Genomic DNA, 13,103 nt, shown 5'->3' on the forward strand with positions numbered 1-13,103 from the left:
CATGGATGTGTTGCTGAGCCCGACTCCGCTCCTCCTGCTCGGCCTGATCGCCGCCGCGGTGCTGGCCTGGGCCCGGCGGGCTCGAGGAATCGCCCTCGGCCTCGGGCTGCTCGCACTGCTGCCGGCGTTCACGATCATCAAAGCGCTGCCGTGGCCGCTACTGCTCGTGCCCGCCCTCGGTCTGCTGGTCCTCCTTCGGTACCGGTGGACGCGGTCGGCATCGGTCGTCTCCCGGTGGGGCGCTCGGTCCCGTCGCAAGTCCGGGGTCGCCTCGACGATGGACATTGTCCGCTTCGGCGGGTCTGCGGCGATGCTGCGCCGCGCCCCAACGGTGCGCCCGTCCTTGGAGGTGCTGTCGCGGTGGGAGCTGATGACCCTCCCGGTCCCCGAGGTGGCGGTGCGGTTGTGCCGCTCGGGTGGGCAGTGGGTGTGGTCGTCCAACGAGGACGTCGTCGTCTCCGTTGGCGGGCCGCGGTCGGGGAAGTCCGGCTGGCTGGCAGGGCAGATCATCGACGCCCCCGGCGCCGTCCTGGCCACCAGCACCCGCCTGGACCTCCTCGAACTGTGCACCCCGTACCGGGAGCGCAAGGGCCCGGTCCTGGTGTTCAACCCGGCCGGTCTCGGTGAGGTCGTCTCGACGGTCACCTTCGACCCGCTGACCGGCTGCCAGGACCCCGTCGCCGCAGCGGAGCGTGCGGCGGACTTGCTCTCGGCCGTGTCGTCGTCCAGTGGTGGGGATCGGGAGTACTGGGAGCTGCAGGGCCGCCGAGTGTTGGAGGCGCTGCTGCACGCCGCGGCGTTGGGGCACAGGTCGATGCGCGAGGTCATGGACTGGACCGCCGACCCCGAGACCGCGCGCAAGGAGGTGACCGCGCTGCTGCGCCGGTCGCCGGAGCCGGGGTTCGGGGTGTCGTTCGAGCAGTTCGTGACCACCAACGACCGCACCCGAACCTCGATCACCTCGACGATCATGCCCGCGCTCGGCTGGCTCACCTCCGCACCAGCGAGGGCAGCGGCCGCTCTCGGGCCCGAGGGGGCGCGCCCGCTCGACGTCGGTGACCTGCTGATGGTGCGGGGGACGGTGTTCCTACTCGGCGGGGAGGAGTCCCCGACGGCGCCGCTGGTGTGCGCGTTGACCGGCTTCATCGCCCGCGAGGCCCGCCGGATCGCGGCCACCAAGCCGAGCGGGCGTCTCGACCCGGGGTTGCGGCTCGCGCTTGACGAGGCCGCGTTGATCTGTCCTGTGCCGTTGGAGTCGTGGACCGCGGACATGGGCGGGCGTGGGGTGTCGATCCTCGTGGTCGTCCAGTCCCGCGCGCAGCTGCTCGCCCGCTATGGCGCGCACGGGGCGGCGACGATCCTGAACAACGCCGGCGCGGTGATTGTCAACGGCCAGCTCGTTCTCCCCGTTGGCGGCCAGTAGTTCTCCCCACTGGTGGCCAGTTGGTTCTCCCCGACGGCGGCCAGATATTTCCCCGCCTGGGGTCGTGCCCGGGTCAGGTCAACGGGCTCACCCCCTTGCCAGAGGTGGCCTGGGCGAGGCGGTAGCTGTCGCCCTGGGTGACGACGATGTGGGCGTGGTGGAGCAGCCGGTCGACCGTGGCGGTGGCGAGGGTCTTCGGCATGATCTCGTCGAACCCTGAGGGGTGCAGGTTGCTGGAGACGGCCAGCGAGCGCCGCTCGTAGGCGGCGTCGACGAGCCGATAGAAGCCCTCCGCGGCATCCGGTGAGACGGGCAGCAGCCCGATGTCGTCGACGATTATCAGGTCGGTGCGGATCAGCCGGGCCAGCGCGCGGGTGATCGAGTCGTCGGCGCGGTGGCGGCGGACGAACGCGCCGAGGTCTTCGATGGTGAACCAGGCGACGGTCATCCCGGCCTCGACCGCGGCCTGCCCGAGCGCTTCGCAGAAGTGGCTCTTCCCCGTCCCGGACGGGCCGCAGACGCAGAGGTTCTCCCGGCGGCCGACCCATTCCAGGCTGGTGAGCGCGTCCTGGGTCGGGCGCGGGATCGTCGAGGCCGAGGCGTCCCAGTCCTGCAGGGTCTTCCCGGCGGGGAACCCGGCGCGGGCGCGGCGGGTCCGCAGGTTCGTCGCGTCCCGGCCGGCGGCCTCCTCGGCGAGCAGCACTCGGACCAGCTCGGCGTGGTCCCAGCGCTGGGCTCGCGCGGTCGGGATGAGCTCGAGCAGGTGGCGGCGGATGTGCGGGAGCTTGAGCCGGCGGGTGAGCTCGACCGCCTCGGCCAGCGGATCACCGGCCGAGCCGGCAACGCCCGCCGAGCTCGGTGTCGTGGTAGCGCTCATGCGGGCTCTCCAGTCGGTTGCGGCCCAGCGGACCCAGTGCCGGACTCAGTGCCGGGGTCAGGATCTGGTTCGGGGCCAGGAGTTAGGCCGAAGCCGGACCAGGCGGCGGTGCCCGGCTGGAGGCTGTGGGTCTCACTCGCCTGCGTGGCGGGCTTGGCGACGGTCTCCCCGGCTTGGTGGGCGAGGATGCGCAACAGGTCGTTCTCGGCGAACCGTCCCGCGATCGCCGCGGTGCCCAGGGCCTGGTCGACCTGCCCGGGCGGGTGCAGCTTGGCCAGCGCGACGGCCTCGGTCATCTTCCGCCGGACCCCGCGGGCCCCGGCCGCGGCCGCCTCGACCAGCCAGGCCGCAGCGCCCGGCCCGAGCGCGAGGAACGCCGCCTCCGCAGCGCTGGTGGCCCGCGGTGTCCGCTCGCCGTGCGCGTTCGCCGCGGCGGTGCGCGGCGGGTAGTGCGCGTCGTCGATGACCGGGCTGCCCGGGGTCGACCGTCCGTGCCGTGCGACCTGGACCGGCCCGTCCTGCCCGACGGCAGTGACGATGAGGTCGTCGCCGTGGAAGCGGACCCAGACCCGCGTGTCGACCAGCTCGTGGGGCACCGAGTAGCGCACGCCCTCGACCGAGACGGTGGCGTCCCAGTTCACCCGACGGGTGGTGCCGAACGCGACCGTGAACGGAGTGGAAGGCAAGGGGTGCAGGCGCAGGCGTTCCTCGGCGAGCATCTCCACCGGCGGCCGCCTCGTCTCGCGGTGCGGGCGGGTGTTGACCTTCTCGCACCATCCTCGGCAGGCGGCTTCGAGCTGGCCGAACACGCGGTACTCGTCGGCGAGGTTGACCTCGGTGGGGACGAGGTCGGCCTTGGAGATCCGCACCGTCGCCTCGCTGCCGCCCTTGGTCTGCGGGTCGGCCGGCACGCAGGTGCGGATGGTCATCCCGTAGTGGCGGGCGACATGAACGATCTCCGGATTGCGCACCGGCACTCCGGCGACGTGGTCGACCGAGACGGTGCGCTCGTTGTCGGTCAGCGCGTAGGTCGGCACCCCACCCAAACGACGCAGGGTGGTGTCCAGGCAGGCCACGATCGTGGGCAGGGTGCGGTCCCAGACCGCGAGCACGACCCGGAACCTCGACCAGGCCAGCCACGCGCACCACAGGTTCGTCCGGCGCCCGCCGATCCGTGGGCCCTCCGCCCAGTCCCACTGCAACCACAGACCCGGCTCGGGCACCCACGGCCGCAGCACCCGCCGCTGCCCGGCGCGCAGCCGCGCCTTCGTCTCGGCCACCGCGCGACGGGTGGTGCGCTCCCCTCCGGTGAAGCCCATCGCGACGATGCGCTCATGCACGATGTCGGCGCGCACCCGCCCGTTGGAGCGGGCCACCAGCTCCTCGATCTTGGCCAGGTAGGCGTCGATCGGTCGGGCCCGGTGCTCGCGGGCCACCACCGGCTCCCCGGTCGCGCGCAGCGCCACGTATCGGGCCACGGTGTGGTGGTCACACCCCGCCAGCTCGGCCGCCGCACGGTAACTGCCCGTGAGGTCGTAGGCCTCGAGAATCTCCACGATCTCCTCGCTCCGCTTCACCGGCAGACCCTCGCCGCCGGTCATCTGCTGTGGATCACCGGGGAGATATCTGGCCGTCAGCGGGGAGAACGCCGGCCATCACCGGGGCGGTAAATGGCCGCCTATGGGGAGCTTGGACTGGCCGCTGTCAGGTGATGGTTTTCGGCGGCACCCGAGACCGCGACGACCTCCAGTTCTGGTCCACCCTCACCGGCGAGCGGGACGAGCCCGCCGACACCCTGGACCCGCGCGGCAACACCGTCGCCCGCGGCACCCGAAAGACCTCGGTGTTGTCTCCGGCGCAGATCGCGAACCTGCCCGCAGGGAAGGTGCTGGTGATCCGCCGCGGGATGCCGCCGGTGGTCGGGTGGGCGCAGATGGCGTGGCGGCGCCGTGACGTGCGATGGACCCGTCTGTCCCGCCGCCGGCCACAGCTCGCGGGCCGGGTCGTCCGCACCGCCGACAAGGTCCCCGCAGCCCGCTGGGTCCTGCGGCGGTGGGTGCCCGGATGGCCGGGCCCGCAGTTCACCCGACCCGCCTCACCCGCGCTACCGGGCGACGTGCTGGTCATCGACGGCGAGATCGTCGCGACCCCCGTGAGGGAGGAGTAGTCATGTCCGACAACGCCGTCTCCTCGGCGGACTTGCCCGAGCCCGACCAGGACCTGGTGCCGCTGACTCGCGGCGAGGCCGTCGAACTGCTGGCCGAGCAGACCGGCCGTTCCCGCGACGTCGCCGAGACCATGGTCCGCGACTATCTCGACGAGACCAGCGCCCGCCTCGGCTACTCGGTGCACCGTTGGGGCCTCGACTCCGGTGACGTCGCGGAGATCCGCCGCGACTACGAGTGGGTCGACTACGAGCAGGGCGAGACCCCCGCCGACGCCCGAGCCCGGGCCGCCGTCAATGCCGCCGGGTGGGCGCAGGTCACCGCCGAGGTCGATCGCGAGCACAGCCCCGGCTACGCCTCGCGCGGCGATCGAGAGGCGCTGGAGTGGGCCGAGCGGGCCGAAGACTGGTGGTCGGCATGATCCCGCCCAATCCCACCGAGCCCGACGCCGCCATGGCCGGCCTCGCCCGGGACGTCGATGCGCTGCGCCGCCAGGTGGCCCCGCTTCCGGCGCGGGTGGACGCACTGTCGGGTCTGCTCGCCGAGCTGGGGGAGACCGTCGCCGCCCTCAGCGCGCGCAAGCCGCCGACTCCAGCGCCGTCCTGGCTGATGGCCCCGACCGATCCCGAGGTGACCGGGCGCCTGCTCGACGAGCTCGCGGGCTGGCTCGCCGTCGTCTACCTACGCTACCCGGACGCGGTCGAGTCGTTCCCGGACTGCTGGTGCTGGCACCCGCACGTGGTCGAGGAGCTGCTCTGGCTGATGCACGCCTGGGCCGCCGCCTACCAAGGCCCGGCGGCGTCGGTGGCGCTGGCGGGGGACTGGCACGACCGCCAACGCCCCGGAGTGGTCCGGCGGATCAAGGCGACGGCCGGGGTGTGCTCGCGCGAGAACCACCAGACCCGCCCAGGCTGGCCCGACCAGGTCACCGGCGCCCCGACCGTCCCGTCCGAGGCCGAACTCGACCAGATCGGGCGGTGGTGGGCGGACGCCCGCGAGGAGTCCGCACCCGAGCCGCCGCGGACCGACCGCATCGGCGAGGCGCTGCGTGGAGGTGCGCGATGAGCTGGAAGCGGTCGGCGGTGTGGCTGCCCGGCCTCGCTGTGGCGGTCGGCGCGGCAATCGCGACCGCACACGGCCTCTACGAGGTCGCGGTCGCCTCCCGGGTACCGGAGCCCCTCGCGTGGCTCTACCCGCTGATCACCGACGGTCTCGCGCTCGTGGCCTACACGGCGACCGCGCGGCTGCACGGGTCGGCGGCCCGCTACGCCTGGACCGTCGTGGTGGTCGCCGCGGGGATGTCTGGGCTCGCCCAGGCCGCGTTCCTCGCCGGCGACGCGGGCGCGCTCGCCGCTCCGGCGTGGCTGCGGTTCGGGATCGGGGCCTGGCCCGCGGTCGCCGCCGCGGTCGTCGCGCATCTGCTGTACCTGCTCGCCGACGGCGGCCGTACAGCGAACGACGGTGTACAGCGTTCAGCCGACCCTGTTCAGCCTGCGCCATCAACGGCGTTCAGCCAGCCCGTCAGTGCGCACGCTATCGGCCCGGCTGCCGCCGGGCCGCGACAGGCCGACAATCCGCCAAGGGCCACCGATGAACGTGCGACCGCGCCGTCCCCGGAGCAGTCGTCCGCAGCTGCTCCGGCGCCCGCCCGGGAGAAAGCCCGAGACCTTGCCCGCGCGCACTTCGAGCGCCACCGCACCTGGCCAACCGTCTCCGAGCTCCAGGACGCCGCCGCGGTCTCGCGCGGCACCGCCTCCGCCGCGCTCAAGTCGCTCCGCGACGACGACAACAGCCCCGAGACCGCACCCATCGCCCTGCATCTCATCACCAGCACGACCGACGCCACCTACTCCGACACCAGCCAGAAGACCACACCATGACCACAACCGAGAACCACGACCGCAGCCACAGCAACTACTCCGAACGAACTACTCAACGACCAAGATCAAATGACTCACACCATTGCATCACGATCCTCGGGTGCGGTCCGGCCTTCGGCCGACCCGGGGCCAGTTGATCTTGAGATGTCGGTCCGAGTGATGAGGATGGTGCGTGCTTCGTGCTGAGGATCAGCAACGGCTACAGCCCGGAGTACCTGCTCAAGGAGGTCGCGACCGGGCGGGAGAACTACTACACCGGCGCCGTCGCTGACGGCGAGCCGCCGGGACGCTGGTGGGGTGCCGGCGCCGAGAAACTCGGCCTGCGCGGACTGGTCGACGCCGGAGACATGCGCGCGGTCTACGAACGGTTCCTCGACCCGCGCGCGGACGGGTTCTCCGACCCGCGGCGGTGGGCTGAGGTGCCGACGCTGGGGCACACGGGCCGGGCGTACAAGTCCGAGGATCAGCTGTACGACGAGGCGATTGAACGGGAGCCGGATGCCAGCCCTGAACGCCGCGCTGAGCTCCGGGTCGAGGCGGGCAAGAAAGCCCGGCGGAACGTCGCGTTCTACGACGCCACGTTCAGCGTTCAGAAGTCGGTGACACTGCTGCACACCGCGTTCGAGGCCAAGGAGGTCGCCGCCCGCACAGCAGGGGACGAGGAGACCGCTGCGGCGTGGGGCCGGTTCCGTGAGGCGGTCGAGGACGCGATCTGGGCCGGCAACAACGCCGGCCTGACCTATCTGCAGGACAAGGCCGGTTACACCCGCATCGGCCATCACGGCGGCGCGGCGGGCCGCCACGCGGACGCGCACGACTGGACTGTGGCGTCGTTCTTCCAGCACGACTCCCGCGAGCGGGACCCGCAGCTGCACATCCACAACACGATCCTCAACCGCGTCGAGGGCCCCGACGGCGCGTGGCGGACCCTCGACGGTCGCAGCCTGCACCGGTGGCGCGCCGCCGGAGCCGCGGTCGCCGAGCGCACCACTGAGGAACGGATCACTTCGGCCCTGGGCATGGTGCTGGCGACCCGCCCGGATGGGAAGGCCCGCGAGGTCGTCGGCGTGCCGGCCGAGGCGATGGCGCTGATCTCGACGCGGCGCCACAAGCTCACCGCGAAGGCCGCCGAGCTGGCGTCTGCATTCGAGGCCCGGCACGGGCGCGCCCCGACGAGCTACGAGCGCGAGCGAATCAACCAGGCCGCCACGCTGGCTACCCGCAAGGCCAAGACGCACGACGGAGAGACGCGGACACAGTTGCTGGACCGCATCGATGCACGCATCCGAGCCGAGGTCGCAGGTGGGCTCGCCGGGGTCGCCGACGCGGCGCTCGCGGCCCGTCACAGCGGACCCGCGGCCCCAGCAGCGCAGGCGTGGTCACCGACCGCGGTGATGGAGACCGCGCTGGCCGATGTGCAGGCGCGGAAGTCGACCTGGACCCGCGCGGACCTGGCTGCCGCGATCAACGCCGCGCTGCCCGATCATCTCGGGCTCGCCGACGGCGCTGGGGTCGCCGAGCTGCTCGACGGTCTCACCGACCGGGCGCTGACCTTCGCCACGCCGATGGACGCCGCCCGCCCCGGCGAGGACGCCCTGCCGGCCGCGCTGCGATTGGCCAACGGCGAGTCGGTCTACCAGCAGCCAGGCGCCCGCCTCTACGCCACACCGGACCACGTGAAGATCGAGCAGCTCCTCACCGCCGCCGCCACCCAGAGCGGCGGCACCGCGCTCCCGTTGCACATCGCCAACCGCTTCCTCACCGAGCTGGCCGAGCAGGGCATCTCTCTCGGCGCCGACCAAGGCGCCGCGATCCGTGGAGTCCTCACCTCCGGGGCGCGGATGGAGACGCTGGTCGGCCCGGCCGGGACCGGCAAGTCCTTCGTCGTCGGGGCGCTCGCCCGCGCCTGGACCGACCCCGACCTCGCCCCTGACTTGGTCGACGCGCCGCCGCGACGGGTGTTCGGGCTCGCCACCTCTCAGGTCGCGACCAACGTTCTCGCCGGTGAGGGCCTGCAGGCTCGTAACGTGGCTCGCTGGCTGGCCACGCAGGACCGACTCGCCGCTCCGGTCGCCGAGGGGCAAGCCGTGCCGCAGGACGGGTTGTGGCGGCTGCACGCCGGGGACCTGGTCGTCGTCGACGAGTCCGCGATGACCGACACGAATGCACTGGCCGCGATCCACCGTTATGGGGATGCTGCGGGGGCGAAGCTGTTGCTGGTCGGGGATCACCGCCAGCTCGCCGCCGTCGGCGCCGGCGGCGGCATGGACCTGCTCGCGAAGTCCGGCCCGCGCTACGAGCTCACCGACGCCCGCCGATTCACCGAGAGCTGGGAGCGGGAGGCGTCACTGCGGCTGCGCGCCGGGGACGAGACCGTGCTGCGCGACTACCACCGCCACGGCCGACTCCTCGACTCCGGCACCGCCACCCAGGCCGAGCAGTCCGCCGCCCGGGCCTGGCTCGCCGACACCCTTGCCGGTCGCCGGTCGCTGCTGCTAGTCGACACCAACGATCAGGCCGCGCGGCTGTCCGCGGAGCTGCGCGCCGAGCTCGTCCGCCTCGGCCGGGTCCAGGAGGACGGGGTGGTGCTGGGGCTGGACGGCACGACCGCCGGCGTCGGGGACCTGGTCCAGGCCCGACGCAACGACTGGCACCTGGCCGGACACGACGGGAACCGCCGCGGCCCGATCAACCGTGAGACCTATGAGATCACCGCCATCCGCCCGAACGGCTCTCTTGAGGTCGCCACTACGACGACCCGCGATGACGCGGACGGCGCTGGCGGTGTCCGAATGGTGCTGCCCCCTGAGTACGTCTCTCACCACCTCGCGCTCGGCTACGCCACCACTGTGCACGCAGCCCAAGGCACCACGGTCGACACCGCACACACCGTGGTGACCACCCGCACCGGACCGGCGGCCCTGTACGTCGGGATGTCTCGTGGCCGCGACGCCAACACCGCCCACGTCGTCACGGTCAGCGCCGTCGAGGACACCGCGCATGGGCGCGAGGACCAGACCGTCCACCGCGACCCCATTGCCGCTCTGGCCGGGCTCTTGGACCCGGACGAGATCAGCGGGGCCCGCTCCGCCCTGGCTACCGCCGCCCAGTCGGCCGCCGAGGCCGAGGCGGTACGAACACCGGCCGAGCTGCTCACCGACGCCGCCCAGTTGGCGGCGACGGAGCGGACCGCGACCTGGCTCGACGAGCTTGCCGCCGACGGAACCCTCTCGATCTCCGAACGGACCCGGATCGCGGCCGAGGACGGCGCAGCCTCCCTGACCCGAGTACTGCGCCGTGCCGAGCTCGCCGGGCGCGATGCCTGCCAGGTCCTGCACGACGCGATCGCCGACCGGCCCCTGGCCGGAGCGCGCAACGTCACCAACGTCGTACACGCCCGCATCACCGAACACGACCGCTTCGACCCCCGCGGCGACAGCTGGGCGGACTGGATCCCGCAGGTCGCGGACCCGCACTGGCAGGCCTACCTTGACCGGCTCGCCGTCGCCGCGGACGAGCGCACCGCGGAGCTCGGGGCGAACGCCGCCGAAGCGCCGCCCGCGTGGGCGATCGAGACCTTCGGGCCGCCCCCGCTCGACGAGGCCGAGCTGCGCACGTGGCAGGACCAGGTCGGCACCGTCGCGGGCTACCGTGAACTGAGCGGGCACGAGAGCGACACCGACGTCCTCGGCCCCGCCCCGGCGCCCGGCCAAACCGAGGCCTTCGCCGCCTACCGAGCCGCCTGGCGCACGCTCGGCCGGCCCGAGATCGACCGCGAGGAGCAGGAGCTGTCCAATGGCCAGCTCCACGTCCGGGTCCGGTCCGCGAACAGGGAGGAGGCATGGGGCCCGCGCTACGTCGCCAACGAGCTCGCCGGGACCCGCCAGGCCGCCGCGCACCAACGCCAGACCGCCGCGTTGCGCAGCGCCGAGGCGACCGCGGCACACGACCCCGCAGAGCAGTTCCGGCTCGCTGGCGAAGCGCGCGACGCCGACGCGCTCGCCTGCCTGCTCGACCAGCAGGCCACCGCGCTGGAGGACCTCGAGGACGCGCGATCGGAATGGCTTGTGCACACCGCAGAGACCCGGGCCCGGGGCGAGCGCGCCAAGGCCGAGCTCGCGCTGCGGCACGCCAACGACCTCGAACCAGAACCGCAGGTCACCGCCGAGGAATGGCTCGCCGCTGACGCCGCCGCACGCGCCGAGGACGACCCTCACCGCGAGATCGCCGAGCACGACCTCTACCGCGACGACCAGAACCACCTGGGCGCCGACGACCACCGCGACAACGCGGCGGATGCCGGGATCGAGCCGGACGTGCGAGAGATCGCGGCGGGCGAGCCGGCTCCGGTCGACGAGGACGTGGTCCGCGTACCCACAGCGTCGGAAACCGCCGATGCGCTCGACGTGGCCCGACGGGCGCTCGCCGAGATCACCGCTCGGCAGGCGCTCGACGAGGCCGAGGCGGCCGCTCAGCGCGCCGACGAGCTGCATCGCTGGCGGACCCAGGACTACGACTACACAGCCGAGGTTGAGGACAGCAGAAGCGACGAGTCGGTGACGGACGACGCCGACTTCTGACCCAGCCCCATCGATCAGCGGGTGCCGCGAGTAGTCAGCTCGTGGCACCCGCCGGCGTCGGGTCGACCTCTGGACGCGGGCCATTGCGTCGCCACGCCCAACGCAGCACCGCGCACACCGACTCGACGTACCCCGGCTTCGCCGCGAACCGCCCGCTGCCCGGGCTACGCACGATCGCGGTCTCCGCAGCCACATACTCGGCCTCGATGAGCTCCGCGTACGCCAGTGGGGAGCCCCGCCCGACCGGTCGGACCGCCAGAAGGCGGCGCCCGTTCACGTCCGTCGTCGAACAGGCCAGCCAACGGCACGTCAGCACCAGTCCTGCGGTCCGGGGCGTCGAGGCGCCGCGAGCGGTCTCCGCCGCCGCGTGTGCCTCCACCTCGCGCCAGAGCTGACCAAACGCATCCCGCGACACCCGCAGATTCCCCGCCGGTATCCGCGCGATGTCGCGATCCGTCACCGTCCCCATGCCGTAATAGTCTCACTCGGTGCCGACGATTCAGCCCACAATCGTCCGGGGCGTTCTTCGACAGTTGCATGTCAAATCGGGCGTGAACTCGAGCACCGACTAGAAGTTCTTGACTCCGTCCTTCTTCGCCCAGGCGCGGAGAGACTTGGCGATGTGGTGCACTCCGTACTGTTCGAGCTTCTGGTAGCCGTAGAAGACGTCCAGGTCGAGGACCTGGACAAGGGGTTCCTCTGGTCCGCGTCGGCCAGACGCGTTGATGGTGACCTCGTAGCGGCGAGGCAGATCCTCGCGGGCGTAGCGGTCCGGCATGTGTTCGAAGAGCATCCGGTACTCACGCCCCGGGGGGAGGCTGGGGATGCCGCTCTGCAGGGCGTGTGAGCCTCCGATGGTCATGTTCTCGTCGTCGAGGGTGGTCACCAACGGTGGGTCGAAGACGACCTTCACGTCACGGGCCAGCGTCTCACCGACGTTCTTGATGATCAACTCGGTGAATGGGTGCTGAGCGGGCACGACGTCGACGACGACGAACGGCCGCGCTTTCTCCTCGCGGAGCGTCCGAGCAAGAACCAGTTGGTGATACGCGAAGTAGGCGGCGCATCCCGCGCTGACGAGCGCAAGGAACGCGATCACCGCTGAGATCCAACTCGGGACGTTGCCCCAATCCACCACGTGCGCTCCAGGATCCGTTCGTCAGCCGTGCGCGCACCAGCGTTGCAGGCCGCCCGGCGAAGCGCTCAGCTGGGCCGAAGGCGCGGCGACGCACCTGGAAGACGGTCTCGCGCCAGATGCCGTGGTGGCGGGTCCCGACCCATCCGCGACGACATCGACCGGCGCGTCCGCGAGCTGCTCGCCGAGCTCACCTCCCCGACCGGCGCCTCGTGATCGCCCCGAAGCCGTCTGTGCTGTTCGTCTGCGTCCGCAACGGTGGCAAGTCCCAGATGGCCGCTGGTCTCATGCGTCATGCCGCCGGACCGGATCGAGGTGCGCTCCGCTGGGACCGACCCCGGCGAGAAGATCAACGCCCTCTCCGCCGAGACTCTCGCCGAGGTCGACGCGGACATGTCCGGCGAGACGCCCAAGCCGATCGACCCCGAGCTGCTCCGTCGAGTCGACCTCGTCGTCACTCTTGGACGCGAAGCTCAGGTCGAGGTCCCCGACGGGGTCGAGCTTCGCAACTGGGACACCGACGAGCCCTCCCGAGCGCGGTATCGAGGGTATGGAACGCATGCGCCTGATCCGGGACGACATCGCCGCCCGCGTTGACAAGCTTTCACCAGGTCAGCCTCGTCCGGCTCGCCCCAACCACGAGCACCACTCCGAGGATGCCGACATCTGCAACCCTGATGGCGCGTCCTGGCCGGTTCCGAACTGAACGCAGGGGCCGGGCGGATCAGCGGCACGCTAAACGCCGTGGGCCGCCCGACATCAACGCCTGGGACCGGGCGGACCGGGTCGACGTCCGCGCAGTCGTCGAGCACCTGCGCGACACCCCGAACCCGCAGCGGCGCCGACCGGCCGTGCCGGGTTCGGGGTGTCGCAAACGGGCAAACCCGTGCTCGGCCAGGACCACGCCGCATGATCAACGATCTGCTCAGCGTGCTCTTGGACTTCTAGGAGCGCGGCCTGCGCGGCCGGCGGGGGCCCAGTTGTCAAACCCGGTGCCCCGCCGCGGTGGGCGCGGCACGCGCACCACAACCCGATGGAGGACT

At 72.0% G+C, this 13,103-nt stretch carries 11 protein-coding genes; 7 read left to right on the plus strand and 4 right to left on the minus strand.

Annotated features, from left to right (window positions below; all coding sequences use genetic code 11):
* Position 1: 1 nt before the first annotated feature.
* On the plus strand, positions 2 to 1,423 hold the full coding sequence (locus tag L3X23_RS01425; RefSeq protein WP_237190163.1) for a type IV secretory system conjugative DNA transfer family protein: 1,422 nt from the start codon (positions 2 to 4) through the stop codon (positions 1,421 to 1,423).
* Between the two features lie 73 nt (positions 1,424 to 1,496).
* On the opposite strand, the gene istB is transcribed toward L3X23_RS01425, so the two are convergent.
* Both istB and istA read right to left on the minus strand, forming a co-directional pair.
* Positions 1,497 to 2,300 carry an IS21-like element helper ATPase IstB gene (gene istB / locus L3X23_RS01430; RefSeq protein ID WP_237190164.1) on the minus strand — a complete coding sequence of 268 codons (804 nt, stop codon included), beginning with the start codon at positions 2,298 to 2,300 and terminating at the stop codon, positions 1,497 to 1,499.
* Positions 2,297 to 3,877, minus strand: a complete 1,581-nt coding sequence (gene istA, locus L3X23_RS01435) for an IS21 family transposase (RefSeq protein WP_237197903.1) — start codon at positions 3,875 to 3,877, stop codon at positions 2,297 to 2,299. The genes istB and istA overlap by 4 nt, the downstream gene beginning before the upstream one ends.
* A gap of 134 nt (positions 3,878 to 4,011) precedes the next feature.
* On the opposite strand from istA, the gene L3X23_RS01440 reads away from it, so the two are divergent.
* From L3X23_RS01440 to mobF, 5 genes are all read left to right on the plus strand, one after another.
* Positions 4,012 to 4,467 (plus strand): hypothetical protein, encoded by a 456-nt coding sequence (locus L3X23_RS01440; protein WP_237190165.1) that lies wholly within the window; start codon positions 4,012 to 4,014, stop codon positions 4,465 to 4,467.
* A 2-nt stretch (positions 4,468 to 4,469) separates the two neighbouring features.
* Positions 4,470 to 4,886, plus strand: a complete 417-nt coding sequence (locus L3X23_RS01445; RefSeq protein ID WP_237190166.1) for a hypothetical protein — start codon at positions 4,470 to 4,472, stop codon at positions 4,884 to 4,886.
* Positions 4,883 to 5,530, plus strand: coding sequence for a hypothetical protein (locus L3X23_RS01450; RefSeq protein WP_237190167.1), 648 nt, complete (start codon positions 4,883 to 4,885; stop codon positions 5,528 to 5,530). The genes L3X23_RS01445 and L3X23_RS01450 overlap by 4 nt, the downstream gene beginning before the upstream one ends.
* Positions 5,527 to 6,345 carry a hypothetical protein gene (locus tag L3X23_RS01455; RefSeq protein WP_237190168.1) on the plus strand — a complete coding sequence of 273 codons (819 nt, stop codon included), beginning with the start codon at positions 5,527 to 5,529 and terminating at the stop codon, positions 6,343 to 6,345. The genes L3X23_RS01450 and L3X23_RS01455 overlap by 4 nt, the downstream gene beginning before the upstream one ends.
* A 179-nt stretch (positions 6,346 to 6,524) precedes the next feature.
* Positions 6,525 to 10,925, plus strand: coding sequence for a MobF family relaxase (gene mobF / locus L3X23_RS01460; RefSeq protein WP_237190169.1), 4,401 nt, complete (start codon positions 6,525 to 6,527; stop codon positions 10,923 to 10,925).
* A gap of 34 nt (positions 10,926 to 10,959) precedes the next feature.
* On the opposite strand, the gene L3X23_RS01465 is transcribed toward mobF, so the two are convergent.
* Positions 10,960 to 11,394 (minus strand): hypothetical protein, encoded by a 435-nt coding sequence (locus L3X23_RS01465; RefSeq protein WP_237190170.1) that lies wholly within the window; start codon positions 11,392 to 11,394, stop codon positions 10,960 to 10,962.
* A 99-nt stretch (positions 11,395 to 11,493) separates the two neighbouring features.
* Positions 11,494 to 12,024, minus strand: a complete 531-nt coding sequence (locus L3X23_RS01470; protein ID WP_237190171.1) for a hypothetical protein — start codon at positions 12,022 to 12,024, stop codon at positions 11,494 to 11,496.
* A 330-nt stretch (positions 12,025 to 12,354) separates the two neighbouring features.
* Between L3X23_RS01470 and L3X23_RS01475 the strand changes: the two genes are divergently transcribed.
* On the plus strand, positions 12,355 to 12,657 hold the full coding sequence (locus tag L3X23_RS01475; RefSeq protein ID WP_237190172.1) for a low molecular weight phosphatase family protein: 303 nt from the start codon (positions 12,355 to 12,357) through the stop codon (positions 12,655 to 12,657).
* Positions 12,658 to 13,103 lie beyond the last annotated feature (446 nt).

The organism is Pseudonocardia sp. WMMC193 (assembly GCF_021728735.1).
Lineage (GTDB): Bacteria > Actinomycetota > Actinomycetes > Mycobacteriales > Pseudonocardiaceae > Pseudonocardia > Pseudonocardia oroxyli.

Excerpts from the sequence above, each read along its gene's own strand:
- istB (WP_237190164.1), bottom strand. The coding sequence starts at position 2,300 with ATGAGCGCTACCACGACACCGAGCTCGGCGGGCGTTGCCGGCTCGGCC.
- L3X23_RS01475 (WP_237190172.1), top strand. The coding sequence starts at position 12,355 with ATGCCGCCGGACCGGATCGAGGTGCGCTCCGCTGGGACCGACCCCGGC.
- L3X23_RS01425 (WP_237190163.1), top strand. The coding sequence starts at position 2 with ATGGATGTGTTGCTGAGCCCGACTCCGCTCCTCCTGCTCGGCCTGATC.
- L3X23_RS01465 (WP_237190170.1), bottom strand. The coding sequence starts at position 11,394 with ATGGGGACGGTGACGGATCGCGACATCGCGCGGATACCGGCGGGGAAT.
- L3X23_RS01440 (WP_237190165.1), top strand. The coding sequence starts at position 4,012 with ATGGTTTTCGGCGGCACCCGAGACCGCGACGACCTCCAGTTCTGGTCC.
- L3X23_RS01450 (WP_237190167.1), top strand. The coding sequence starts at position 4,883 with ATGATCCCGCCCAATCCCACCGAGCCCGACGCCGCCATGGCCGGCCTC.
- L3X23_RS01445 (WP_237190166.1), top strand. The coding sequence starts at position 4,470 with ATGTCCGACAACGCCGTCTCCTCGGCGGACTTGCCCGAGCCCGACCAG.
- L3X23_RS01455 (WP_237190168.1), top strand. The coding sequence starts at position 5,527 with ATGAGCTGGAAGCGGTCGGCGGTGTGGCTGCCCGGCCTCGCTGTGGCG.